General features: G+C 49.1%; 24 protein-coding genes. 7 read left to right on the top strand and 17 right to left on the bottom strand.

What is annotated here, in order from left to right; genetic code table 11:
* Positions 1–95: 95 nt before the first annotated feature.
* Positions 96–1,742 carry a pyridoxal-dependent aspartate 1-decarboxylase PanP gene (gene panP, locus IE163_RS06600; RefSeq protein WP_189431687.1) on the top strand — a complete coding sequence of 549 codons (1,647 nt, stop codon included), beginning with the start codon at positions 96–98 and terminating at the stop codon, positions 1,740–1,742.
* A gap of 20 nt (positions 1,743–1,762) precedes the next feature.
* On the opposite strand, the gene frdD is transcribed toward panP, so the two are convergent.
* The 12 genes from frdD to dksA all read right to left on the bottom strand — a co-directional run bounded on the left by frdD (position 1,763) and on the right by dksA (position 12,212).
* Positions 1,763–2,137 (bottom strand): fumarate reductase subunit FrdD, encoded by a 375-nt coding sequence (gene frdD / locus IE163_RS06595; RefSeq protein ID WP_189431461.1) that lies wholly within the window; start codon positions 2,135–2,137, stop codon positions 1,763–1,765.
* Positions 2,134–2,523 carry a succinate dehydrogenase/fumarate reductase transmembrane subunit gene (locus IE163_RS06590; protein ID WP_189431459.1) on the bottom strand — a complete coding sequence of 130 codons (390 nt, stop codon included), beginning with the start codon at positions 2,521–2,523 and terminating at the stop codon, positions 2,134–2,136. The genes frdD and IE163_RS06590 overlap by 4 nt, the downstream gene beginning before the upstream one ends.
* A 9-nt stretch (positions 2,524–2,532) precedes the next feature.
* Positions 2,533–3,282: a succinate dehydrogenase/fumarate reductase iron-sulfur subunit gene (locus tag IE163_RS06585; RefSeq protein WP_189431458.1), complete on the bottom strand. Its 750-nt coding sequence runs from the start codon at positions 3,280–3,282 to the stop codon at positions 2,533–2,535.
* Positions 3,282–5,075 carry a fumarate reductase (quinol) flavoprotein subunit gene (gene frdA / locus IE163_RS06580; protein WP_189431457.1) on the bottom strand — a complete coding sequence of 598 codons (1,794 nt, stop codon included), beginning with the start codon at positions 5,073–5,075 and terminating at the stop codon, positions 3,282–3,284. The genes IE163_RS06585 and frdA overlap by 1 nt, the downstream gene beginning before the upstream one ends.
* 48 nt (positions 5,076–5,123) lie before the next feature.
* Positions 5,124–6,014: a prenyltransferase gene (locus IE163_RS06575; protein WP_189431455.1), complete on the bottom strand. Its 891-nt coding sequence runs from the start codon at positions 6,012–6,014 to the stop codon at positions 5,124–5,126.
* Positions 6,015–6,210: 196 nt separating this feature from the next.
* On the bottom strand, positions 6,211–7,050 hold the full coding sequence (locus IE163_RS06570; protein WP_189431685.1) for a DUF72 domain-containing protein: 840 nt from the start codon (positions 7,048–7,050) through the stop codon (positions 6,211–6,213).
* 38 nt (positions 7,051–7,088) lie between these two features.
* A complete protein-coding gene (gene panC / locus IE163_RS06565) occupies positions 7,089–7,931 on the bottom strand; it encodes a pantoate--beta-alanine ligase (protein WP_189431453.1) in 843 nt (280 codons plus the stop codon).
* Positions 7,932–8,726 (bottom strand): 3-methyl-2-oxobutanoate hydroxymethyltransferase, encoded by a 795-nt coding sequence (gene panB, locus IE163_RS06560; RefSeq protein ID WP_189431451.1) that lies wholly within the window; start codon positions 8,724–8,726, stop codon positions 7,932–7,934. It abuts the gene before it with no gap.
* Positions 8,727–8,751: 25 nt separating this feature from the next.
* Positions 8,752–9,279 carry a 2-amino-4-hydroxy-6-hydroxymethyldihydropteridine diphosphokinase gene (gene folK / locus IE163_RS06555; protein WP_229833455.1) on the bottom strand — a complete coding sequence of 176 codons (528 nt, stop codon included), beginning with the start codon at positions 9,277–9,279 and terminating at the stop codon, positions 8,752–8,754.
* The gene (gene pcnB / locus IE163_RS06550; protein ID WP_373297865.1) at positions 9,263–10,702 is read right to left on the bottom strand and encodes a polynucleotide adenylyltransferase PcnB; all 1,440 of its coding nucleotides are present in this window, start codon (positions 10,700–10,702) and stop codon (positions 9,263–9,265) included. Before pcnB ends, folK begins: the two co-directional genes overlap by 17 nt.
* Positions 10,703–10,838: 136 nt before the next feature.
* Positions 10,839–11,744: a tRNA glutamyl-Q(34) synthetase GluQRS gene (gluQRS, locus tag IE163_RS06545; RefSeq protein WP_189431449.1), complete on the bottom strand. Its 906-nt coding sequence runs from the start codon at positions 11,742–11,744 to the stop codon at positions 10,839–10,841.
* Positions 11,745–11,762: 18 nt separating this feature from the next.
* Entirely contained in the window at positions 11,763–12,212 is a 450-nt protein-coding gene (gene dksA / locus IE163_RS06540) for an RNA polymerase-binding protein DksA (RefSeq protein WP_189431446.1), read from the bottom strand.
* 282 nt (positions 12,213–12,494) lie between these two features.
* Here dksA and pepB point away from each other — a divergent pair, with 282 nt between their 5' ends.
* From pepB to IE163_RS06520, 4 genes are read left to right on the top strand one after another with little or no spacing between them, the layout of a single operon-like run.
* Positions 12,495–13,802, top strand: coding sequence for an aminopeptidase PepB (pepB, locus tag IE163_RS06535; RefSeq protein ID WP_189431444.1), 1,308 nt, complete (start codon positions 12,495–12,497; stop codon positions 13,800–13,802).
* 58 nt (positions 13,803–13,860) lie between these two features.
* The gene (gene hrpB, locus IE163_RS06530) at positions 13,861–16,305 is read left to right on the top strand and encodes an ATP-dependent helicase HrpB (RefSeq protein ID WP_189431442.1); all 2,445 of its coding nucleotides are present in this window, start codon (positions 13,861–13,863) and stop codon (positions 16,303–16,305) included.
* Positions 16,302–18,542, top strand: coding sequence for a penicillin-binding protein 1B (mrcB, locus tag IE163_RS06525; protein ID WP_189431440.1), 2,241 nt, complete (start codon positions 16,302–16,304; stop codon positions 18,540–18,542). The genes hrpB and mrcB overlap by 4 nt, the downstream gene beginning before the upstream one ends.
* Before the next feature lie 16 nt (positions 18,543–18,558).
* Positions 18,559–19,131, top strand: coding sequence for a DNA-3-methyladenine glycosylase I (locus tag IE163_RS06520; protein ID WP_189431438.1), 573 nt, complete (start codon positions 18,559–18,561; stop codon positions 19,129–19,131).
* A 134-nt stretch (positions 19,132–19,265) separates the two neighbouring features.
* On the opposite strand, the gene hemL is transcribed toward IE163_RS06520, so the two are convergent.
* From hemL to IE163_RS06500, 4 genes are all read right to left on the bottom strand, one after another.
* Complete coding sequence (gene hemL / locus IE163_RS06515) at positions 19,266–20,549, bottom strand: glutamate-1-semialdehyde 2,1-aminomutase (RefSeq protein ID WP_189431437.1); 1,284 nt, start codon at positions 20,547–20,549, stop codon at positions 19,266–19,268.
* Positions 20,550–20,566: 17 nt separating this feature from the next.
* Positions 20,567–21,571: an aspartate carbamoyltransferase gene (locus IE163_RS06510; protein WP_189431435.1), complete on the bottom strand. Its 1,005-nt coding sequence runs from the start codon at positions 21,569–21,571 to the stop codon at positions 20,567–20,569.
* A gap of 69 nt (positions 21,572–21,640) precedes the next feature.
* Positions 21,641–22,072 carry a CopD family protein gene (locus tag IE163_RS06505; protein ID WP_189431433.1) on the bottom strand — a complete coding sequence of 144 codons (432 nt, stop codon included), beginning with the start codon at positions 22,070–22,072 and terminating at the stop codon, positions 21,641–21,643.
* Positions 22,069–23,772: a chloride channel protein gene (locus IE163_RS06500; protein ID WP_189431431.1), complete on the bottom strand. Its 1,704-nt coding sequence runs from the start codon at positions 23,770–23,772 to the stop codon at positions 22,069–22,071. Before IE163_RS06500 ends, IE163_RS06505 begins: the two co-directional genes overlap by 4 nt.
* Positions 23,773–23,934: 162 nt before the next feature.
* On the opposite strand from IE163_RS06500, the gene erpA reads away from it, so the two are divergent.
* Complete coding sequence (gene erpA / locus IE163_RS06495) at positions 23,935–24,276, top strand: iron-sulfur cluster insertion protein ErpA (RefSeq protein WP_189431429.1); 342 nt, start codon at positions 23,935–23,937, stop codon at positions 24,274–24,276.
* 140 nt (positions 24,277–24,416) lie between these two features.
* Here the strand turns inward: erpA and IE163_RS06490 are convergent, their stop codons facing one another.
* Positions 24,417–24,590, bottom strand: a complete 174-nt coding sequence (locus tag IE163_RS06490; RefSeq protein ID WP_189431427.1) for a hypothetical protein — start codon at positions 24,588–24,590, stop codon at positions 24,417–24,419.
* A 349-nt stretch (positions 24,591–24,939) separates the two neighbouring features.
* Here IE163_RS06490 and IE163_RS06485 point away from each other — a divergent pair, with 349 nt between their 5' ends.
* Positions 24,940–25,182, top strand: a complete 243-nt coding sequence (locus IE163_RS06485; RefSeq protein WP_189431425.1) for a helix-turn-helix domain-containing protein — start codon at positions 24,940–24,942, stop codon at positions 25,180–25,182.
* Positions 25,183–25,284 lie beyond the last annotated feature (102 nt).

The following is a 25,284-nucleotide window of genomic DNA, read 5'->3' as shown; positions in this document are numbered from 1 at the left end:
TAATTTTGCAGACATTTAATGGTTGCTGCAGTAACTTTAACGTTGCTTAAAGAATGACGTTGAAGACTGGTTGCAGCGCCCGGGTACTGACAGGCATGAATGACACAACAAAACGTCAGGCTGCGGCTTCTGAGGAAGCCTTGTGGCGGATTTTTACGATTCCGGAAGCACCGGATTCCACATTAAGTATTATCGAACAGAATCTGTCGCAGAATCTGGCCGGTTTTCTGAATGAAAGTATTGTCGCGGTAGAAAAGCCACTCTGGCAAATTGAACGGGATTTTCAGGCGTATCAGATCCCAGATCAGCCAACTTTTGTCTCCGATTATACCGAAAGCATTATGCAAAAATTGGTTGCGCACTCGGTACATACTGCAGCACCCAGTTTTATTGGCCATATGACCTCGGCGTTGCCGTACTTTGTGTTGCCACTGTCCAAGATGATGGTGGGGCTTAACCAAAATCTGGTCAAAATTGAAACCTCCAAAGCCTTTACCCCGCTAGAGCGTCAGGTACTGGGTATGATGCATCATCTGGTTTACGGTGAGCGCGAGGGCTTTTATAAAAAGTGGATGCACAGTGCTAATCACTCCTTAGGTGCGTTTTGCTCTGGTGGTACTGTTGCTAATATTACTGCCTTGTGGATTGCCCGCAATAAGTTATTTAAAGCTGAAGGCAGCTTTAAAGGTATTGCCAAAGAGGGTTTATATCGTTCGATGCAGCATTTTGGCTATCAAGGGCTGGCGATTGTGGTGTCTGAGCGCGGCCATTATTCGTTGGGTAAAGCTGCCGATGTGCTGGGCATTGGTCGTGAGTCGGTGGTCTCGGTCAAAACCGATACCAATAACAAAGTCGATATTGCCGAGATGCGCCGGGTAATGGCAGAACTGCAAGCACGTAATATTAAAGTGTTGGCTATAGTCGGTGTAGCGGGTGCCACCGAAACTGGTAATGTTGATCCACTTAATGATTTGGCTGATTTAGCCGAAGCTTATCAGTGTCATTTTCATGTGGATGCTGCCTGGGGCGGCGCGACCTTGCTGTCAGAAAAATATCGGCAAGTGTTAGCGGGTATTGAACGGGCCGACTCAGTAACGATTGATGCGCATAAGCAAATGTATGTGCCGATGGGCGCGGGCATGGTGGTGTTTAAACATCCGTCTGCCGCCAATGCCATTGAGCATCATGCCGAGTATATTTTGCGTAAAGGCTCGAAAGACTTAGGCAGCCAAACGCTGGAAGGCTCGCGTCCGGGTATGGCGATGCTGGTGCATGCCTGTTTGCAGGTGATTGGTTTAAAAGGCTATCAAATCCTGATAGATCGCAGTATCGAAAAAGCCAAGTACTTTGCCACACTGATTAGTCACAATATCGATTTTGAACTGATTACCGAGCCTGAGCTGTGCATTTTAACCTATCGTTATGTGCCAGCGCAGGTGCAAAAGGCGATGGCACACGGCAGTACTGAGCAACGGCAGCGTTTAAACGAGTTGTTAAATGGTTTAACCAAGTTTATTCAAAAGCGGCAGCGGGAAGAGGGTAAATCTTTTGTATCCCGTACTCGGTTAACGCCGGTGCGTTACGATAGACAAGAAACTATCGTATTTCGGGTGGTGTTGGCTAATCCTCTGACTACCGAGCAAATTTTGCACGATGTCTTGGTGGAACAGGATCAGCTAGCGCAATTAGATAAAGAGTTTTATCCTAAATTACGCCAGCTAGCGGCTGATATTTTAGTCTAGGTATCAGAGGCTAACTGCGGTTAGCCTAAGCCTTGCCACCAAAAATACAGCGCCAGTGCACTTAACAGGCTGGCGCTGCTATAACAGATAACCTTGCCCATTAAGCCACTACTGAGTTTTAGATCATGTAAGCCATGATGGATACGATGCATGGCATGAAACAGCGGTAAGCAAATAGCTGCACCGGCCAGTGCTAATCCTGCCAGACCCCACCAGTCCTTTAACAACCATTGTTGTACCTGCTGATAGTTAAGCGTATTTTCCGGCAATAGCCCCAGCGGATAGAGCAAAGCGACGGTTAGGAGTAAACCCGGTACCACCACTGCAAAGCAAACGCCACCGGCACTAAACAGTGCCCACCAGATGGGCTCATCTGAGCGTTTTGGCTGATTCATAGCAAGCCTCCGAGTAACAGCAATAACAAGGTGGCAACGGCAAGAGTAGCTAACCACTGTCCGGCAATCATCAGTGGCGCTGGCAACAGCGGCATCACTCTTGGGAAGAGTTCAAAAAAGGTTTTGGCATGAAATAAACTGGCCGCTAAGGTCAGGGCATTCAGAGCCATTACCCAGGGTTGTGCCATAAAACTCAGCCAATTTAGCCAGCTGGTTTCACCTTGCTGTAAGCTATAAAAACCGGCGATTAGACAACCACAAAAAAACAGCAAGGGTAAGACGGTGGCTTCGCGCAGCATATATAAGCGGTAATAGCGATGTTTTAACCACCAGCTGCCAGTAAGTGGCGTATGATAAGGGCGGCGGGGGGGGTGTTGTTCAGACATAAGGTGCTCCTAAGGCTTAAACAGGCCAATAACAAAGTCAGTAGCCGAGGCAACTTTTCCCTGATTGACGGCGGCGGCCGGATCTAAATGCTTGGGACAAACATCAGAGCAAAAACCGACAAAAGTACAGCCCCAAACGCCATTTTTGCCATTAAGCTGCGGCATGCGCTCAGCCTTACCCTGATCGCGACTGTCCAGGTTGTAGCGCTGTGCCAGCGTTAGCGCGGCTGGCCCCAAAAACTCAGGGTTTAAGCCAAATTGTGGGCAGGCGGCATAGCACAGGCCGCAGTTAATACAGCTGGAGAATTTACGATACTTTGCCAACTGTTTTGGCGTTTGCTTATGGGGTTGTGGTTTACTGGCTGGCGTTGTTGCCGCGCTTTGCTCCTGGCGGATCAGGTAAGGCTTCACCGCTTGCAAATGTTGCAAAAACAGCGTCATATCCGATACTAAATCTTTCTCTGTCGCAAAGTGTGCTAACGGCTCTAACAGCAGATCGCCGCTATATTCACGTAAAAAGGTTTTACAGCCTAGTTTAGGGATGCCGTTAACCATGACACTGCACGAGCCGCAAATGGCCATCCGACAAGACCAGCGAAACGCTAGACTGGGATCTAAGCTTTGCTGAATATACAGCAAGGCGTCCAGCACCGAAGTACTGTTGTCAAAGGGTACCTGATAGCTTTGCTGGCTAGGCGTTTGATCGTGCTCTGGGTTATAACGCTGAATAACCAGTGTTTTTTCCACTGTTTTTTCCATTAGACCGGCTCCTGCTTGTTGGCAGCATCGCCATAGAGGCGGGCGGCGGGTGTCGATTTGGTGATCCGCACCGGCTGATAGCTAATGTTGGCGCTACCGCCTGCTGCGCCAGCGGTTTCTGGCATTAATTGCGCGATAGAATGCTGTAGATAATCGGTATCATTGCGGCTTTGCATACCTTGATCTAAGCGTTGGTGCGCACCACGGGATTCTTGTCGTGCCAATGCGCTGGCACACATGGCTTCTGCCACATCCAGCCCAAAACCCAGCTCGTAATGTTGCAACAATTCGTAATTAAAGATTCTACTGTGATCACTGATCTGTAATTGCTGATAGCGCTGTTTTAGTTGCTGCAAGGTAGTGAGACATTGCTGCATGCCCTCAGTGGTGCGATAGATACCACAGCCTTGCTCCATCGCGAGCGTCATGGCTTTGCGCAAGCTGGCTACGCTCTCGCTTTGTTTGGCTCCAAAACGTGCTTGCAGCTGGTGTTGCAGTTGCTGGCTTTGTCCGTTCAGAGCACTTACAGGCAGCGTTTTGCTTTGTTTGGCATGGGCGACGGCCGCGACACCGGCGACCTTGCCAAAGACTAATAATTCCGTTAGTGAGTTGGAGCCAAGGCGGTTGGCACCATGCAAGCCGACGGAAGCGCATTCACCAATGGCATAGAGGCCAGCAATACTGGTTTGGCATTGGCCATCGGTTAAAATACCGCCCATGGTGTAATGCACCGCGGGGCGAATGGGGATCAGCGCCTTGGCCGGATCGACATTAACGTAGGATTTAGCCAGCTCACAAATAAAGGGCAAGCGTTCGTTAAGATAACTGCTACCCAGATGCCGCAGATCTAAATAGACCACCGCATGCTCACCATAATTACCGGTACGGCCTTTTTGTTGCTCATGCCAGAAAGCTTGCGACAGCTTATCGCGTGGCCCCAGTTCCATAAATTTATTTTCGGGTTTACCCAGCGGCGTTTCTGGCCCTAAGCCATAATCCTGCAAATAACGGTAACCGTCTTTATTCAGCAGAATACCGCCTTCGCCGCGGCTAGCTTCAGTGATCAGAATACCTGAGCCGGGTAAGCCGGTAGGGTGATATTGCACAAACTCCATATCGCGTAAGGCCACGCCATGCCGATAAGCCAGCGCCATACCATCGCCGGTGACAATGCCGCCGTTGGTATTATAATGAAACACCCGACCAGCACCGCCGGTGGCTAAGATCACACTTTTTGCCTGAATTTGGTAAAGCTGACCGGTGCTCAGCTGCATCGCTAGTACGCCGGCGATTTGCTGCTCCGCCACCAATAGATCCAACACAAAAAACTCATCCAGCCTGGCAATGTTGGCGAACTGCAGCGAGGTTTGAAACAAGGTATGCAGAATATGAAAGCCGGTTTTATCAGCAGCAAACCAGGTACGCTCGGTTTTCATGCCACCAAAGCGACGGACCAGCACACTGCCATCATCACGGCGGCTCCAGGGGCAACCCCAGCGCTCTAACTGTACCAACTCGTCATAAGCATGACTGACAAAGTAGTCGACAACGTCTTGATCGGCTAACCAATCACTGCCGGCGACGGTATCATCAAAATGTGCTTGCAGGCTGTCGTGCCCTAAGGTCACGGCAGCGGCACCGCCTTCTGCGGCGACGGTATGGGAGCGCATCGGATACACTTTGGAGAGTAGGCTAATTTTGCAGTTGGGATCAGTTTGCGCGGCGGCAATGGCCGCACGTAAACCGGCGCCACCGCCGCCAATAATGGCAATATCAGTGTGCAGTATTTGCATTATGCTTCCTTATGCTGTTGCGTTTATTGTGCTTTGCTCTGGGCATAATCAGGCTGCCCAGTACAGGCCTGCGCAAAGTAATGTTGGGTATAGATGACAGAGCAGCACATTCATACCTAAATAGCGGCTCAGTTTTTCGGGCTGTTCGGCGTATTTAAAAATGCCCGGCAATATCATAAAGAGCAAAGGCAAGCTCAGTAATCCTAGCAAACTTTGCCAGGGTAATTGTTGAGCTATCACCCCAAGTAGCAGCAAAATATAACTTAACACGGCCAACAGGCTAAACACGCTAGCACTGTGTCGGCGGCCAATCACAATAGGCAGATGACGGCGCCCAACCTGGCGGTCCGCCTCGACATCCGGAAATTGATTCAGTAACAGCAAATTGCTGACCAATAAGCTAACAATTAAGGCCAGCAACCAGGCGCCGCCAGTCAGTTTATCGGCAAACACCCAAAAAGCGCCAAGGGTCATCAGTAAGCCAAAACCAAGGCCAGGTGCTAACAAACAAAGGATCGGTGCTTTATTAATATATTGGGTATAGGCATAGATAATCAGTACTCCGGGGATACCGATCAGCAGCAATTGCCAGCCATGTTGCAGCGTTAAATATAAACCACCGGTAATCACCACTAACAGCGTCATGACCGCTAGAGTAAGCGCGATGCTGCTGGCCTGTGGATTAGCTACCAATGTCCCGCTACCGCCACTGAAGGGGGTGCGCGTGGTTAGAAAATCTAACCCGGACTTAAAATCGAAGTATTCGTTAAAGGCATTGACACTGATATGAGCGCAGAGGGCAACCAAAGTAACCAACAGGTACTGCGACCAGAGCGTTGCGGCACCCGCTTGCAAACTGGCTGTTGCAGCCAGGGCGATACAGACTAAGGTTAATGTTAGAAAATTGGCCCGGCTTACACCGAGTAAAACGGCAATCACTGCAGCGCTCCTTCTTCCGATGATAGCTACCCAAACAACTTAAGGATCTGCTACAAGCAGCACCTTTGGGTATAGCGTACTCCTTTTATTGTTATCGGAGTTTGATCTGTATTCTATTTTGGTTATTTACCTGTTATAGGTTAGGTGGGAACTGCATTAATAGCAAACGTCCATATGACCTAATGAAAGGTGGCTGTTACCAGAGCGCCAGCTGGTTGTGTTGCTCACCAAGCCAGGGAGATAACGCCGGATGGTCAAAGTGTGGCAGGTGTTGCTGTAAATCACGGGCAAACTGCCGGGCTAATTGCGGCGCCAAGCGGTTATCAGCGGTGTGAAAGTAAATATAAGGCGTTTTGCCTTCGTTTAGCCAATTGGCTATTTTGTTCAGCCAAGGCTGATAATAGTGTTGATTAATACTGAGATCATCACAACCAATAAAACGGACGACCGGGGTATCGCTCAGGCAAATAGCATGCACGGGTAAGTGTGGCTTTTTTTGCTGGGCATCGAGCAGGGCTGGCGTAGTGGCAGCGACCGAAAATAACGCCCGGCTATCCAGTACCACGCGCTCGCATTGATATTCACGCAATAAGCGATTTAGGGTAATTTCGTGCTCGGCTTTATCAAAAAACTGTGGATGACGGACCTCAACACACACCGGGGTTAATGGGCGTAAAATAGCCAGCTGTTGTTCCAACCAGTTTAGCTGGGCTGGGCCTGTAGTTTTCGGTAATTGTAAATGAACAAGCCCCAGAAAAGGATGCAAGGGGCTAAGTAGCTGCCACCAGCTTTGCAGGGCGTTGGCGTCCGGTTCGTTGGCGAGCGTATGTGATAACCGCGAAGGGACTTTCAGTTGCAGTCGGAAATCATCAGCTAACAGCGTAGCCCAGCGCGCGATTGTTGTGGCATCGGGATCAGCATAAAAGCTGGTATTGCCCTCTACACTATTAAACACGCTGGCGTAGTGCTTTAAAAATTCCGCTTGCGGGGTATCTGCGCTATAGAGGCTGCCTTTCCAGGCCGGATTGGCCCACATGGGGCAGCCCAAATACAGTAACGGAGCCTGCACCCGTTTTATACTTCCAGATTGTCGATTAGCCGGGTATTGCCAAGGGCGGCGGCAGCTAAAATGACTTTAGGCTCGTTTGCGTTTTGTGCCAGCGTTAAGGTTTGTTGGTGGCTAATATTAAAGTAATCCGGCCGAAAACCAGCGGCAGTTAGCTCGGCTTTTGCCTGTTGCTCCAACGCTCGGTAATCATGTTGTCCGGCAACAATAGCGGCTTTAACCTGCTGCAGTATTTGATACAGCGCAGGCGCTTGCTGCCGCTGTTCGGCACTCAGATAACCATTGCGTGAACTTAAGGCTAAGCCATCGGCGGCACGTTCGGTCGGTACGCCAATAATTTCAATCGGAAAAGATAAATCGGTAACCATTTGCCGAATAATGGCTAACTGCTGATAGTCTTTTTGGCCGAAGCAGGCCACATCAGGCTGCACCAGATTAAAGAGTTTACTGACTACCGTGCTGACACCACGAAAATGACCAGCACGGCTGGCACCGCAGTGCAGATCGCCCAATAGCGGCACTTCGACATAGCTTTGTACCTCTAAACCCCGCGGATACATAATAGCCGGCGTTGGGGTAAAGAGCGCATCGGCCTGATGGGCGGTTAACCCAGCGATATCGGCGTCCAGGGTGCGCGGGTATTTATCTAAATCTTCGTTTTTGCCAAATTGCATGGGGTTAACAAAGATACTGCAAATCACCCGATCAGCATGTTGGTGAGCAATATCGACCAGTTTAAAGTGGCCATCATGCAAGTTACCCATGGTCGGGACAAAAGCAATGCGCTCGCCTGCCTGACGCCAAGTGGTCATTTGTGCGCGCAGCGCAGCAACAGAATCCAGAATATTCATTTAATTAAAACTATGCTCCTGGCCCGGGAAAATACCGGCCTTAACTTCGCTAACATAGCTGGCAATGGCGCTACGAATTTCGCCAGTTTGTGCCAGATAGTTTTTGGAAAACTTCGGAATATAACCGCTGCTAATGCCCAGTAAATCGTGCATCACCAGTACCTGTCCGTCAGTCACATTACCGGCTCCTATGCCGATAACCGGAATGGCTAAGGCTTGCGTAATGCGTTCTGCCAGCGCAGTGGGGATACATTCTAGCACCAGCAGTTGTGCGCCAGCCTCTTGCAAGGCAAGGGCCTGACGTACCATGGCATCGGCTTTATCTGCTGTTTTGCCTTGTACTTTATAGCCACCAAACACATGCACTGATTGCGGGGTTAAGCCTAAATGGCCACATACCGGCACACCTCGCTCAGTTAAGGCCTTAATAGTGGGCAGCAAAAAGTCACCGCCTTCTAGCTTGACCATATTGGCACCGGCCTGCATTAATGGCACCACGCTTTGTAGCGTTTGCTCTAAGGTGCCATAACTCATAAAGGGCATATCGGCAATAATAAAGGCGTCGCTGGCACCGGCACGCACGGCGCGGGTATGGTAGGCAATATCGCTAATGGTTACCGGCAAGGTATCGCTATGGCCTTGTAGTACCATGCCCAGCGAATCGCCAATCAGCAGCACTTCAACACCTTGCTCGGCAAAAAGTTTGGCAAAGCTGGCATCGTAGGCGGTCAGCATGCTGATTTTCTCGCCTTGTTGCTTCATTTTTTGTAATACTGCGGTGGTTATTTTCGCCATGATTAAATTCCAACTTGCTAGTAGCTTATGCAAGGTTACACAAAGCAGAGTGAGCCGCAAGCGGCAAAGGCTGCAGGCCGTTTAAGGGGACCTGCGTTAAAAGTGTGTTTAGGGTTGTACCATCCGGCAGCACCAGCTCGGGGGCGATCTCAGCCAGTGGATACAATACAAACTCGCGTAAATGCATGCCGTAATGAGGGATTGTTAGGCTTGCTGTTGTCAGCTTGAGTTTACCATACAGCAAAATGTCTAAATCCAGGGTGCGAGGCCCCCAACGTTCCGCTTTCCGTTCGCGGCCTTGCTGTTGTTCAATTTGCTGCAAGGCGGCTAGCAATTGTTGCGGTGACAGTTCTGTCTCTATTGCGGCAACTGCGTTTACGTAATCGGGTTGATCTTGTGGCCCCATTGGTTTAGAGCTGTAAAACTGCGAGACTTGCCGTAATTGGGTTGCAGGCAATAGGGCTAAGGCGGCTACCGCACGTTTCAGTTGCGCCACGGGCTCTATCAGGTTGGCACCCAGGCCAATATAACAACACTCAGCCATGATGTTCATTGTTACCGCTGACATTGCGTTTACGTTTGTAAGTACGGCGCCGCTTCGGATTGTCGATACCGGCTTTGCCCAATTGCTGAATAAGTGCCAGGCGTTCAGTTTCATCACTGTGCTGGAATTGTTCCCACCAGCGTGCCAGCTCTTGTAGCTCGCCGCCTTCGGCAGCGGCACGCAGCACTAAAAAGTCATAAGCACCACGGAATTTGCTTTGTTCCATCAGTTTAAAGGCACGGCGCCCAGCACGTTTAGATAAGCGATTTTGTAAAAACCAAATATCGCGCATAGCCAGACTAAAGCGTTTTGGTATAGCAATGGTGCGCTGGATATCGTCGAGTATTTCTGTCATGGCAATGCCAAAGGCATCATTTTCGTTCAGGCCACTTTCAATCAATAAGGTCTGGGCCCGCACTTCTACCGGATACCAGAGCATTGCTGCAAAAATAAAGGCCGGCGTCACCGGTTTATCACTGGCCACCCGTTGATCGGTATCTTGCAGAGCGCGGGTGATCAGTTGAAAGGCTTTACCTTCAGGTTCTTGTTTCAGCAGTTTTTCCAGTTGCGGCACCAGCTGTTTTAAAATGTTCAGCTCGCGCATCAGCATAAAGTTGTCAAATCCCTTGCCAGCAAGCCACATCTTCACCAGCTCATCAAACAAGCGGGGAGCCGGGATATTTTTAAGTAACACGGCTAATTGCGGGATATCGGCGGCGCTCTCTGGCGCAATTTGCATATTGAGCTTGGTGGCAAAACGAATGGCTCTGAGCATCCGCACCGGATCTTCACGGTAGCGGGTTTCCGGATCGCCAATTAATTCAATGCGCCGGGCGGCAATACTTTGCACGCCGTTGGCAAAATCGTAGATGGCAAAATCTTTAATCGAGTAATATAGCGCATTAACGGTGAAATCCCGTCGCTCAGCGTCTTCTTCGATGGTGCCATAAACATTGTCACGCAGAATTTGACCGTGATCGCTTAGGCTGGCAATTTTACTGGCGTCATCATCATCTTCTACGCCACTGTGATGGCCACGAAAGGTTGCAACTTCAATCACTTCGCGACCAAACACCACATGCGCTAACCGAAAGCGACGGCCAATTAGCCGGCAGTTGCGAAACACTTGCTTCACTTCATCCGGGCGGGCGTTGGTCACTACATCAAAGTCTTTCGGTTTTAAGCCCAATAATAAATCGCGGATACAGCCACCCACCAGATAGGCTTCAAAGCCAGCATCTTTTAGGCGATATAATACTTTTAAGGCGCTTGGGCTGATATCTTTACGGGAAATCGAATGCTGATCTCGGCCGATAACCTGCATGGGTGGCAAAGCAGAAGGCGTAGCAGCGCTAGCCTGTGACACAGGGCTGGCTGGGGTTGCCGTTATGGCATTTTTTCCGCCAAGGGTACGGCGGCAAAAATCAATCACGCGCGAAATTATGATAACTCTCCTCAATGGAAAAATGTTACAGGCTTAAAGCCGAAAAAACCGGCGTATCATACCTGAATCTGCAAGAAATGAGAATGAAACTGCTGGTTTTCGCCGAATATCCCGTAATGCCGTTTTAAGCAAAAGTGCTGCAGTGTATTTCTGTAGTTACAGGCACTTTAGCTAACTGCCAGTGTTGCACTGCCCAAGCCAAAATCTCTGTCACGGGTGCTGCACTAAGCGCCTGCGGCACAGGATGCCCCAATAGCTGCAAGGCGGCAGCCAGACTATGCTGCAGTGGCCATTGATCTAAAGCGCTGGCATGGTTTTGTTTACTCAGTTTGTGTCCTGGGCTACTTACTGCCAACGGTAAATGACCATAACGCGGCGCTGCTTGCCCGAGCAGTGCAAATAAATGCTGTTGTCTGGGTGTCATACTGAGTAAGTCAGCACCGCGGATCACTTCCGTGATCTGCTGGTCCAGATCATCAATCACTACCACTAACTGGTAACTAAATAAACCATCGCGGCGTTTCACGATATAGTCTTCCCGCGCCAGCGTACTGTCTATTTGCTGGTTGCCAAAAATGAGGTCAGTAAAGGCGGTGCTAACACCGTTAGCTTTAAGACGCCATGCTAGCGGTTCTTGAGACAGCTTTAAATTAGCGCAGGTGGCCGGATAGCTGCCGCCAGCTAAACTAATTTCGCGACGAGTACATTGGCAACCATAGAGTAAATGGCGCTGTTGCAAATCTTGAAATACTTGCTGGTAACGCGCTAGCCTTTGGCTTTGGTAAATGACCGCGTCATCCCAGTGTAGGCCAAAAGCCTCTAAGGTACGCATAATGGCGCTATCAGCACCGGCTTGTACTCTGGGAGTATCGATATCTTCGATGCGTAATAGCCACTTGCCTTGTTGACTTTTCGCCTGTAGGTAGCTGCCAACAGCAGCAATTAAGGAACCGAAATGTAAGGGGCCGGAGGGCGAGGGAGCAAAACGGCCGATATAGCTGGCCGTTTGCAAAGGTAAAGCATTGGACACGAAAACTAACCCTGGGTTTTAGCCACCCATTTGTTTTTCTTTAATTTCAGCCAGTGTTTTACAATCAATACACTGATCAGCCGTTGGCCGCGCTTCTAAACGTTTGATACCAATTTCAATGCCACAGGTATCACAGTAACCGAAATCATCGTTTTCGATTTTCTGTAACGTTTTTTCAATTTTCTTCAGTAGCTTACGCTCACGGTCCCGAGCACGTAACTCCAGACTGAATTCTTCTTCCTGGGCAGCACGATCCACTGGATCCGGGAAGTTTGCCGCTTCATCGGCCATATGGGTTTTCGTACGGTCTACTTCTTCCCGTAACTGTTGGCGCCAGGCATCGAGAATTTTTCTGAAATGTTCCAATTGCTTCGGGTTCATATACTCTTCCCCGACAGCTGCCTGATAAGGTACTACGCCAGCCAGCGCGAGCAACCCTAAGGATTTATTGTTATTGCCTTCTGGCATGATTCTCTCCTGTACAATCCCACCAAGCAAAAAGATGGCGGCTATAGATAGCAGAATATCACCGCTACCGCAATCACTAATAAAAAACCGCGGAAGTATAGCGACTGCTGACCCTGCCGTCACTTAATTTCGGCTTTTTCGTACGGACTTTCGCGCTTTGTTAGCGATATCAGTCACTAATCATCAGAATTCTTTGTTAAGGAAGCCGCAAGCGGCACTGCGCCTTGTGCTACAATGTGTGCCTCTGCCCCAAACGGCATTTTTTCTTTTTTGGAGTTTGGCATGCAATCTAACCCAGATGTGTTACAGATTAGTTTACAGCAACAACCCGCGCCTGAGCAGTTTGGTCCTAAAGCACTGCTGTCGCCATCTGCAGCGGGTTATCAGATCCATCTTAAAACAGGTGATGAGCAACGCTCAGTGCAAAAAGCGGCTCGATTACTGGACAATTTAGGCTTAGCCGCAGTGCAGCTAAATGGTAACTGGCCACTGGAGTTACAATGGGCCTTTTATCAGGGCTTTGTAAATGCTAAGCGCCAGACTGGCGTGCAGTTTTCTGGCGATAGCAGCACCCTTAAAACGCTGGAACAACGTGTTCAATGCTATCGTTTTGCTAAAAGTTTAGTGAATCAAACCCCAGAGCAATTATCACCACAACTACTGTGCGAACAAGCAGCGGCCTTTATTACTGAGATTGCCGGCAGCGCTAAGGTGAGTTACCGACTAATAACGGGTGAACAATTAGCTGCTGAAGGCTGGCATGGTGTTTACCAGGTAGGTCGCGGTAGTGTGCGCCCGCCGGCGATGCTGGAATTAGATTTTAACCCAAGCGGTGCGGCGAATGCGCCTGTTGCTGCCGCATTGGTGGGCAAAGGCATTACCTTTGACAGTGGCGGTTACTCGATTAAAGCAACAGAAGGTATGTTAAGCATGAAGTGCGATATGGGCGGAGCTGCTACGGTAACTGCCGCTTTAGCACTGGCCATACTGCAAGGTTTAACCAAGCGGGTAAAATTGATCTTGTGCTGTGCTGAAAACTTAATTAGTGGCCATGCCTATAAACTGGGCGATATTATTACCTATAAAAACGGCACTACAGTAGAGATTGTCAATACCGATGCGGAAGGGCGCTTGGTATTAGCCGATGGTTTACAGTTAGCCAGCGACAGTGGTGCAGGTTTAATTATTGATGCAGCAACCCTCACGGGGGCAGCTGTCACTGCAGTAGGCGGCGAGTATAATGCCTTATTTGCGCTTGATAAGCCGCTGGCCCAGCGTGCCTTAGTTTATGCTGAGCAACAGCAAGAGCTAACCTGGCAATTGCCACTGGAAAAATGGCACCAACAGCAATGCCCATCGCCTTATGCTGATACTGCTAATAGCCGGCCGGTGAAAGGCGGTGGTGCTGGCGGTGCCAGTAATGCCGCAGGCTTTTTAAGCCGCTTTGTGGCCAATGATGGCAAAGGCTGGTTGCACTTTGATTTAGCTGCGGCTTTTAATGGCTCAAGCAACGCTTATTGGGCGGCAGGCGCTACCGGACAGGGTATTCGTACTATAGCAGCCACTCTGCTAAATGAATTACAAGCTTAACGCCCTGGTCTATCCCGCCAACGGCCGTTAGCCGTTGGCGTATGCGAGTACAAAAACTGTGTTACCTGTAGCTGAAATCCTGCCTGAACTCTGCCATTTATTGGCGCACGAACCGCGCGTGGTGTTATCTGCGCCGCCGGGTGCCGGTAAATCGACCTATTTGCCGCTGTACTTACTGAAGCAACCGGCCTTTGCCAATAAACGTATTTTATTATTGGAACCGCGGCGGCTGGCTGCCAGAGCGATTGCCGGCTATCTGGCTGCGCAATTGGGCGAAAATATTGGCGAGACAGTAGGCTATCAGATCCGTCAGGAGAGCAAGTTTAGTGGTAATACCCGCTTACTTATTGTCACAGAGGGGATTTTAACACGCAAAATCCAGCAAGATCCTGAGCTTGCAACCGTTGATCTGCTGATTTTTGATGAATTTCACGAACGATCCTTGCATGCTGATTTAGGATTAGCACTCGCTTTAGAAGTGCAGCAATTAAACGACAAGTTAAAGATTCTGGTGATGTCCGCTACGCTCGATAGCAGTGCGCTCGCCGCGTATTTACAAGCACCTGTGCTGCAAAGCCAGGGCCGCAGTTATCCGGTTAGTATTCACTATCAGCCGCCGGGTAAAGAGCCAATAACGGTGCAGTGCGCACGGCAGGCGCTACAGGCGTTTTATCAGCATCAAAGTAGCGTTTTAGTCTTTTTGCCCGGGCAAGCAGAAATAAAGCAAGCGGCAGACTGGCTCGCCGGGCAAGCCTTACCTGCTCATCTTAAGGTGCTGCCTTTACTGGGCAGTATGACGTTGGCCGCGCAGCAAGCGGCAATAGCCGCACCGCCAACTGGGGAATTTAAAATTGTACTGGCGACTAATTTAGCGGAAACCAGCTTAACCATCGAGGGGATTAATGTGGTGGTGGACAGCGGTTTAGCCAGACGTGCCAGCTATCAGGCGCGTTCGGGTATTAGTCGCTTAGATACCATTGCCATTAGCCAGGCTGCGGCAACTCAGCGTGCGGGACGCGCTGGGCGTTTGGCTGCCGGTTATTGTTATCGGTTAGACACGGCTGAACAATGGCAACGCCGTCAGGCGTTTGAGCCCGCGGAAATTGCCTTGGCCGATCTAACGGCGTTACGCTTAGAAATCGCGGTTTGGGGCTGTCAGCCGGCGGATTTAGCCTGGCTGACAGCGCCAAACACCGCCAATCTGGCCGCCGCTACTGTCTTATTACAGCAATTGCAGGTGTTAGATCAGCAAGAGCAACTTACCGCTTATGGCCGCACCCTCTATCAGTTTGGCACTGATATTCGATTAGCCAGTATGTTGCAGCATGCCAGAATGCTGGAAGCCGAACAGCCGGGTGTGCTATGGCTGGCGGTATTGTTGGCGGCCCTATTAGAAGAGGCCCTGGTCACCCAAGATGATCTGTACCAACAATTGGCGCGCTTACAAAGCCGTCATAGCAGTGTCAGCAGGCAATATCAGCAGGCACAGCAACTGGCTAGACGCCTCGCTTGTCAGCCCGCGCATAGTTTACCGCTGGAATGGGTGCCGGTATTATTGTTACGCGCTTACCCTGATCGCTTAGCGCAGCGTCGGGGGCAGGGCTATTTGCTGGCCAATGGCGCCGGTGCTAGCTTAACTGCGGAGCATCCATTGCAGCAGCAAGCCTATCTGGTGGTACTCTCTATTCAGCAACAGCAGCAACATAATCGTATTCAGCAAGCGGTCGCTATCCGGTTGGAAGAAGTATTAGCCGATTGGCCAGAACTGCCCTGGCAAAACGTTACTGGCTGGGACGAAAAACAAGCAGGCTTTTACAGTGAGCAACAGCGGCGTTTTGGGCAAATTGTGCTACAGCGTCGCCCGACAACCTTGCAATTAACCGTTGCCGAAAAACAGCAAGCCTGGTTAAGTTATATAAGCAAGCAAGGTTTAGCGGTATTGCTTTTTAGCGAAACCTGCCGGCAATTACAGCAACGTTTGGCCTTATTGCGTCAGTATGACTATCTGACGTTTCCAGATCTCAGTGATGCGGCCTTACTGGCCAATTTAAGCCATTGGCTGGGGCCTTATCTTGGCGACGTAAATAAAGCCAGTCAGCTAGCGCAATTACCCTTATATGATTTACTCTGGCAGCAATTGAGCTTTCAGCAACAGCAGCAGCTAAAGCAATTATTACCCGACAGCTGGCAAGCGCCCACCGGTAGCAAGCTGGCAATCGATTACAGCTTACAAGGGGGGCCTGGGTTTTCAGTGCGGGTTCAGGAAATGTATGGTCAACTCAGCTCGCCGAGCATACTGGACGGTAAACTGCCACTGACCATTACCTTATTATCACCAGGTCGACAGCCGCTGCAAATTACCCGTGATCTGGCCAGTTTTTGGCAGCAGAGCTGGCAAGAGGTGAAAAAAGAGATGAAAGGGCGTTACCCTAAACACTTTTGGCCGGATGATCCGGCGCAGGCGCTGCCTACTACTAAAACGAAAAAAGCGATGCAGTTATGAGCCGAAATAAAAAGAAAACCAGTAAATCCAGCCGCCCGGCCCGCTGGTGGCGGATAGTTTGGCTAACGGCTTTAAAACTTGGGTTAGTGGTGCTACTGGCGTTAGTCGTTTATTTTATCTATTTGGATAGCAAGATCACCAGTACCTTCTCGGGTCAGAAATGGCAGGTGCCGGCGCAAATTTATGGCAGAAGCCTGGCACTGTTCCCCGGTAAATATCTGACACAAGCCAATCTTATTCTGGAGCTGGAGCAATTACAGTATCGGCGCAGTAATGAGGTTACCGGGCCGGGCCAATTTAGCGTTAACGGTGGCAGCGTAACGCTATTTAGACGAAGCTTTACCTTTGTCGACGGCGAGCAAAGCGCCGAGCGTTTTAGTGTGGAATTTAACCGCACTGGTATCAGTCGTATTGTTCAGCAGGGTAAAAGTCTTGATTTTGCTCAGTTAGAGCCACAATTAATCGAGCATCTGGTTTCGCCACATCAAGAAGATCGTGAGTTAGTCCGTCTGGAATTAGTACCGGAACTATTAAAAGAAACGCTGTTACTGGTTGAAGACCGTGATTTTTATCAGCATCGTGGCGTATCACCCTTAGCCATATTGCGTGCTTTTGGCGTGAACTTAGTCGCCGGCCGAACTGTGCAGGGCGGCTCGACGCTGACCCAGCAATTAGCCAAAAATATGTATCTCACCCATGATCGTACCTTATGGCGCAAGGTCAATGAAGCCTTTATTGCGTTGGTGCTGGACTTCCGTTTTAGTAAAGATCAGATTTTAGAGGCCTATTTAAATGAAATATACCTTGGCCAAAACCATGCCACTGCAGTACATGGTTTTGGTTTAGCCAGCCGTTTTTATTTTGGTAAACCACTTGCTGAATTAGCGCCAGAGCAATACGCCTTGTTAATAGGCGTGGTCAAGGGGCCTGGATACTATGATCCCAGACGTTTCCCTGAGCGGGCGCAGCGCCGGCGCGATCTGGTACTACGCTTGATGTTTGAGCAGCATTTACTTGATAGGCCCGCTTTCGAGCAGGCCATTAACAAACCCATGCAATTGGTGCCGCGCGGCCAATACCTTAATGCCAGCTTCCCGGCCTATATGGACGCGGTTAAACGGGAGTTACGGCAATTGGCGCTGGATCCCAAGCTAATGCACAGTGGTATTAAGGTCTTTACCTATCTGGATCCGATGGCGCAAACGCAGGCCGAACGCACAGTTAGCCAATTAGTACCCGAGATGAACAAAGAGCTGGAAGCGGCCATGCTAGTCGTAGATTATCAACAAGCCGCTATACAAGCGCTGGTGGGCGGCAAAACTGCGGGCTATGCCGGTTTTAACCGGGCGTTAGAGGCAAGAAGGCCGATTGGCAGTTTGATTAAACCGCCGATTTACTTGGAGGCTTTGGCGCAGCGTGGCCGTTTTACGCTTGGCACCTTATTAGACGATAGCCCGATCAGCCTGCGTAATAATAATCAGGATTGGCAACCACAAAACTTTGATAAGCAATTTCGTGGTCCGGTGTCGTTAATGCGTGCCCTGGCGGACTCGCGCAATTTGCCCACGGTGCGCTTAGGCTTGCAGTTAGGTATGCCCAAAGTGCAGGATGCGCTACGCCGTTTAGGATTAGAGCGGCGGGTTAATCTTTTTCCGGCTGCCTTATTGGGCGCGGTAGATTTATCGCCCTATGAAGTGACACAGCTTTATCAAACCATTGCCAATAATGGCGTACATCAGCAACTAGCGGCAGTGCAAGCGGTGACGGATCAGCATGGTGCTGTAGTGTATCAGCGCGCTAGCCCGAAAAGTCAGCGTTACCCGGCAGAGGATGTGTATTTATTACATTATGCGATGATTGAATCAACGCTGACCGGTACGGCACAATCCTTAGCCCGCACCTGGCCGCAGCCAACCTTTGCGGGTAAAACCGGAACCTCGAGTGACTATCGGGATAGCTGGTTTGCCGGTTTTGATCAGGATACACTGGTCACTGTCTGGTTAGGACGGGATGATAATAAAAGTACTGGCCTAACCGGTGGTACTGGTGCGCTTCGGGTCTTTGCTGATTATTTCCGACAAAGAGGCAAACATAACCTTATTCGCTATATGCCAGAGCAGGTAGAATGGCAGCGTTTTTCTACCAACAGTGGCCTGCCGGTGCCGGAATACTGCCCCAATAGTTGGTTATTACCGGCGCATAAAGCTACTATGCTACAGTTAGCAGCCTGTGATTAACACTTTGGAGCAAGTTATGACAGCAGAGGCATGTCGTTGCGGCTGGGTGGATTTAAGTAAACCAGACTATGTGGCTTATCATGATACCGAGTGGGGTGTGCCGGTTTATGACGATAACAAGCTATTTGAGTTTTTAACGCTGGAGGCTGCGCAGGCAGGGTTAAGCTGGTATACGGTATTGAAGAAACGCGATAATTATCGTGCCGCCTTTGCTGGCTTTGATCCTGTGTTGGTGGCCCGTTTCGACGAGGCCAAAGCTGCTGAACTTATGGCAAATCCCGGTATTATTCGTAACCGCTTAAAGATTGCGGCAGCGATCAATAATGCGGCGCGCTTTTTGGAGATACAGGCAGAATTTGGCAGCTTTAGTGCTTATCAATGGCGCTTTGTTAATGGCGTACCGCAGGTAAATAGCATTAGCGGCCCAGCCGATTATCGGGCAACCAGCCCGGAATCCGATGCGATGAGTAAAGATTTAAAAAAGCGCGGCTTTAAGTTTGTGGGGTCGACCATTATCTATGCTCATATGCAGGCCTGCGGTATGGTTAATGATCATCATAACCACTGCTTTCGTAAGAACGCGGTCTAAGCCATTACTCCTTCGCCATAATGTCCTAAGCTTCAATGTTCTAAGCTTCACCCCCCTGAGCTTCGTGCTAAAAAAAGCCCCGATTAGCTAAAGCAAATCGGGGCTTTTGCACAGTGGCTAATTGCTGTTAATGCTTATTTTAACGCGGCAAAAGCATAGTCAGCAGCAGCAATGGTTTCCGCTAAATCTTCATCGCTGTGTGCCAGGGATAAAAAGCCGGCTTCATAAGCAGAAGGTGCCAGATAAATCCCTTGCTCCAGCATCAGATGGAAGAAACGTTTAAAGGCGTCAATATCGCAGCGGGTGGCTTGTTGGAAATTGCTCACCCGGCCTTCCGCAGTAAAGAACATACCAAACATCCCGCCCACCTGATTAAAGCTCACCGGTATGCCGTGTTTGGCAGCAGCCTGCGCCAGGCCTTTAATCAGCTGTGCAGTTTTCTCAGTAAGGGCTTCATACACCCCAGGCTTGCTGATTTCCTGCATCGCCGCTAAGCCTGCCGCCATAGCGATAGGGTTACCCGATAATGTGCCAGCCTGATACACCGGACCAAGTGGCGCTATATGCTGCATAATGGCTTTTTTACCGCCAAAAGCGCCGACCGGCATGCCGCCACCGATAATTTTACCTAAGGTGGTTAAATCTGGCGTTACGCCATAATAAGCCTGGGCACCACCTAAAGCGACCCGAAAACCGGTCATCACTTCATCAAAAATCAGCACACTGCCGTAATCGTCACACAGCTGGCGCAAGCCTTCTAAAAAGCCTGGCTCGGGCGGAATACAGTTCATATTGCCAGCAACCGGTTCGACAATAATGCAGGCAATCTGCTCGCCTTGTTCGGCAAACAGCTGCTGAATTTGTGCCAGATTATTAAACTCACAGGTCAGGGTGTATTTGGCAAAATCGGCCGGTACGCCAGGAGAGTTAGGTACACCTAAGGTCAGGGCGCCAGAGCCGGCTTTGACTAACAGGGAGTCGGCATGACCATGATAGCAGCCTTCAAATTTCACAATGGTATCGCGGCCGGTATAGCCACGAGCCAGCCGGATGGCACTCATGGTGGCTTCTGTACCCGAGCTGACCATGCGTAGCATTTCCATACTGGGAACTAGCTCTGCTACTTTTTCTGCCATAGTCACTTCCGCTGGGCAGGGCGCACCAAAACTTAAGCCATTGGCTGCGGCAGCGATGACAGCCTCACGGATCACCGGGTTATTATGGCCCAGCAACATCGGGCCCCAGGAACCGATATAATCAATATAACGTTTACCATCAACATCATATAAATAAGCGCCTTCAGCTTTGGCAACAAAGAAAGGCTCACCACCGACGCTTTTAAAAGCACGAACGGGCGAATTAACCCCACCTGGAATAGTGTGCTGGGCACGGGCGAATAATTCAGAAGAAATTGACATTATACTTATCCTGTCAGTTATTTATTGGTGTACCAAGGTACGGCGCATTCGTAATCCTGTACCAGATTTTCCACGCCAAGGGTTAAGGCAAACAGCGCCATCCGCACCAGAATACCGTTGTCGGCCTGGCGGAAAATGGCCAGGTTAGGGTTTAAATTCAGATCGTTGTCCAACTCGTTAGCTTCCTGCCGTGAATCGCGCGGCAACGGATGCATAATGACGGTGTTTGATTTACAGTGCCGGGTATAAATTTCCTGATTCAGTCGGAATTTACCGCGATACAGGTTAGCTTCGGCTTTAGAGGGAAAACGCTCTTCCTGAATACGGGTTTGGTAGACGATATCGGCGTTCAGGTTACCTTCCAGCTTGTCGCTGATGGTAAGTCGATGGCCAGCATTTTCCAAGGCGCTAATGATCTCATCCGGCATGGCTAATTCTTGCGGCGAAATAAGGGTAATTTGCAGGTTTTTATACAGGCTCAACAGCTTAGATAATGAGTGTACGGTACGGCCAAACTTAAGATCCCCTACCATGGCGATATGCATGCCATCGATAGTTTGTTGTGAAGCAGCCAGCTCTTGCTCAATGGTGAATAAATCTAATAATGCCTGAGTAGGGTGTTCATTGGCACCATCACCGCCGTTTAATACCGGCACCCGACTGCCCTCGGCAAACTCAGCAACCGAACCCGCTTGTGGATGACGCATGGCAATGACATCGCTGTAACTGCTGATTACCCGGGCGGTATCGTATAGGGATTCACCTTTAGACAGTGCTGACGACTCCATACCCGTGGTTTCGCGCACTTCGCCGCCCAATAAGTTAAAAGCGCAGCCAAAGCTCACCCGGGTGCGGGTGCTGGGTTCAAAAAACAAATTGCCTAAAATGGCGCCGTCTAACACCTTGGTGCGTTTCTTGCGGCTGGCGTAAGGACCCATGTTACGGGCGACATCAAAGATATACTGGATACTGTCGCGGTCAAATTGTTTAACCGAGAGGATATGCTGACCTTTAAAGCTCATAGTGCGTGCTCACTTAATCGGATAGCGGGGAAGAAAGCCTGTTGGCCTGATCGGCTTATTATACGCAATTTACAGCGGCTTTAACACGGCCAACAGAATGATCGCGAGTAATAGCAGAACCGGTAGTTCATTAAAGATCCGATAAAAACGTGGGCTGTATTTATTGCGATTGTGCTTAAAATCGGTCAGTAGCTTAAAGCAATAAGCGTGGTAGACGTAAAGTAAGGTGACCAATAGCAGCTTATAATGCAGCCAGCTACTTACCGCAAACCAGGCCCGGCCATAGCTGTAAATTAACAGCACGCCAAAGATCAGCGTCAGTATGGCAAAGGGGGTGACAAAGTACAGTAAACGCCGTTCCATCACTTTAAAGGTGGCATCGCATTCTTTGTTGTTTGTTGCAGCATGGTACACAAATAAGCGGGGCAGATAAAAGATCCCGGCAAACCAAGCCACCATAAAAAACACATGTAAGGCTTTGTAGATTAAAATTAAGGTCATATTAAATTATTCTGTTTAATCAGCAAGGCCCGTAACTGGTCCCAGCGGATAATGCCCATAGGTTGCCCTGGATGGTCTTGATAAATATAGACAATCCCTTCACGTTTATCTTCCAGCTCTGCCAGTACTTCTGCCATGGTGCATTGCTGGGATAAACCCTTTACCGGCAAATAGTGTACGGCGCTATCACCGGATAATGACAGGCTAACATCATATTGCGCAGTATAAAATTGCACAGCATCATGCTCATTGCGTTTGATCAATAATTGGCAGGGGGGCTGTATATTATCCAGCTGCTCGCATACCTGTTGTTCGGTTGGATTGTCCAGTAGTTGATAATCCTGACTCATGACCGCCAGCACGCCGACTTTTTGTAAGACATCATCGGCAGGGGATAATTTATAGGGCAGCTGCATAAAATCAAGTTGCATTAAAAAGATCGATTTATTATTAAAAAACTGCACTGTCGTCACATAAGCAGTCACAATCACCAGCATGGCTGGCAATATAATATGCTGGTTGGCTGCTAACTCCATTACCGCCACTAAGGCCGCCAAGGGCGCATGTAGGGTGGCAGCCATCATCCCTGCCATGCCCAATACCGCGTAGGTGCCGGCATTACTGCTGTTGTCGACAATAATCGCTGGCACTATGGCTAAAATAGTGCCAAGTACTACGCCAATACCAAAGATAGGGCCAATAATGCCGCCGGGGACGCCCAGGCCTATCGCAAACAGGGTTAAGATAAATTTACCGATAAAAATCACTAATAGCAGATGGATTTCGGTTGGATTATTGATAGCAAATTGAATAGCGCCCGTTTCTGCACCCATTGCATGGGGGATAAAGTAGCCGACTGCCGCAGTAACAGCGCCTGCTAAGGCCAGGCGTAATAATAACGGCCATTTTTTAAAGGTGCGCAGCATTAACATTAAATGGCGGTTAAACAACCAGGCAACAGCGCCAAAAATGATGCCGCATAAAATAAGGTAAGGGAAGTGCCAGACACTTAAATTGATAATATCTAAGGCGGCCAGTTCCCGATCATGTCCAAATACCAATTGCGTTGCTAAGGCGCCGACTACAGAAGCCAACATTACTGGGATAAATACATGAATACGGTACTCACGTAGTACCACTTCCATTACAAAGATCATGGCGGCCAAAGGTGTATTAAACGAGGCAGAGATGCCAGCAGCGATTCCGCAGCCCGCTAAAATACGGATACTGTTGTAGGGTAGTTTTAAATAACGACCGACACTACTAGCACCATAGGCACCTAAATGTACCGACGGGCCCTCACGACCTACTGAAAAACCACTGGCCAGTGCGAGAATACCGCCGAAAAACTGATTTAAGGTGTTGCGAAACGGCATAACGCCATAAGCGGTTTTAATACGGTGAATTACAAAGGGGATGCCCAGCCGATAATGACGATAGCCGGTAAACAGTGCAATAACACCAATACAGGCAGCACCGCCTAAGGGCAATAACCAGCGGAATTCGGCATCAATACTGCTGAAGTCATCGGTATTCTCTAAGAAAAAACCTTGTAAACCAATGATAGCTAAGCGGAATAAAATGATTAGCAGGGCGGCAATCAGGCCACCTAACATGCCTAACAGGCATAGCTGTAAGGACGTTTGAGGTAGTGCTAATCGGCGTTGTAAGGATGGCAGGTGCTCTTGCCAGCGTCGCATAGAATACTTTTAACTTATTGTTAGTGGGTTAAGTTTATCACATTACTGCAAAAAGCGTGTTTTTCGACAGTGAAAATGCACGTTCCCACTCAAGGGAAATACTTGAATAAAATAGTCAGGTATTAGATAATCCATGTTGTTGTTATGCCCGTTGGAGCCATCATGTCTGAGATACAAATCCCGTTAGAGTTTACCGATGCGGCTGCACGCAAAGTTGCGGCTTTAGTCAGTGAAGAAGAAAACCCGGAATTGAAATTGCGTGTTTATATTACCGGTGGCGGCTGCTCGGGTTTTCAATACGGTTTTACCTTTGATGAGAAAGTGAACGAAGGTGATCTGTTGATTGAAAAGCAGGGCGTAGCCATGGTTGTTGATCCAATGAGCCTGCAATACTTGATGGGCGGTATCGTTGATTATACTGAAGGCCTACAAGGTAGTCGTTTTGTCGTACAAAATCCTAACGCTACTACCACTTGTGGCTGTGGTTCGTCTTTTTCAGTCTGATTTTTTATTTATTTTCTAATTCAATATACCTGGCCCAATAAGATACAACAGGGCCAGACTTTGTCAGTACACTCAATTCCCCCGACAGCAACATATAGTTTTAAGCGTGCTGGTATTAACCTTTTAAACTATATGGTGATCTAGTTTCGGGTCAGTACCACCAGTGCCCATAGCACTAATGCTAGGATCAGATTAAAAGCCAAAATATAGCCAAAGCCTCGTAAACCTTGCTTAATGGGTATTTGATGCTGGCGCAAGAAAAGGTACCATCCTAAACTCATCAGCAGCGGCAATAAGAAAAATAGTCTAACCACGTGTATACCCTCACTACGACATTGTTTGTTACTAAAACTACTATACCTGTCTTCACCAACCTTGCCGTGAAATTTGTTGCCTATTTGCTGCTCGTGTTCATCGCTAGCGGCGCTTTTGTCATGTGTTTACGCTATTTTTAAACATGCCAAGAGATCATTCGCAGTAATTGTTGGTGACAATTTATGCTATCTACGGTTTTTTAACGCGGCTAGCTGTACGCTCGTCGCAACCTATGATATTAATTAGCTACCAGAGAGCTGAAGTTGAGCGGGATAACCTCAGAAAATGAAGCAGGGAGCCGATTTACCATAATAAATAAAAGCGTAACACGCTGGGAGAAGAAAAAAAATGAAAGGTACAAAAAGTGTAATTTCTGATGAAAATAAGCGACTATGTGTTTGGCTAAAGCGGCAGCGTCAGGATAAAGGCCATACTATGCGTAGTTTGTCGGAGTTGCTTGGCACCCCTCATTCCTTTATTGGTAAAGTTGAAAATCAGGAGCGCAGGCTGGATGTGGTCGAGTTTGTGCGATACTGTCAAGCCTTAGAAGTTGACCCGGCAGAAGGATTGCGTCACGTTCTTAGTAACTAGGGGTCTTGTCACTTAAATGAATAAAGCCGCCATTGGGCGGCTTTATTCATTTAAGTGACGGTGTTGTATCCAGCACCTTTAGTTACGGCGTAGATCGGCATT

It is taken from the genome of Alishewanella longhuensis, from assembly GCF_014653435.1.
Lineage (GTDB): Bacteria > Pseudomonadota > Gammaproteobacteria > Enterobacterales > Alteromonadaceae > Alishewanella > Alishewanella longhuensis.
The sequence above is the reverse complement of the archived record's forward strand: the minus strand, read 5'-3'. Positions and strand labels throughout refer to the sequence as shown.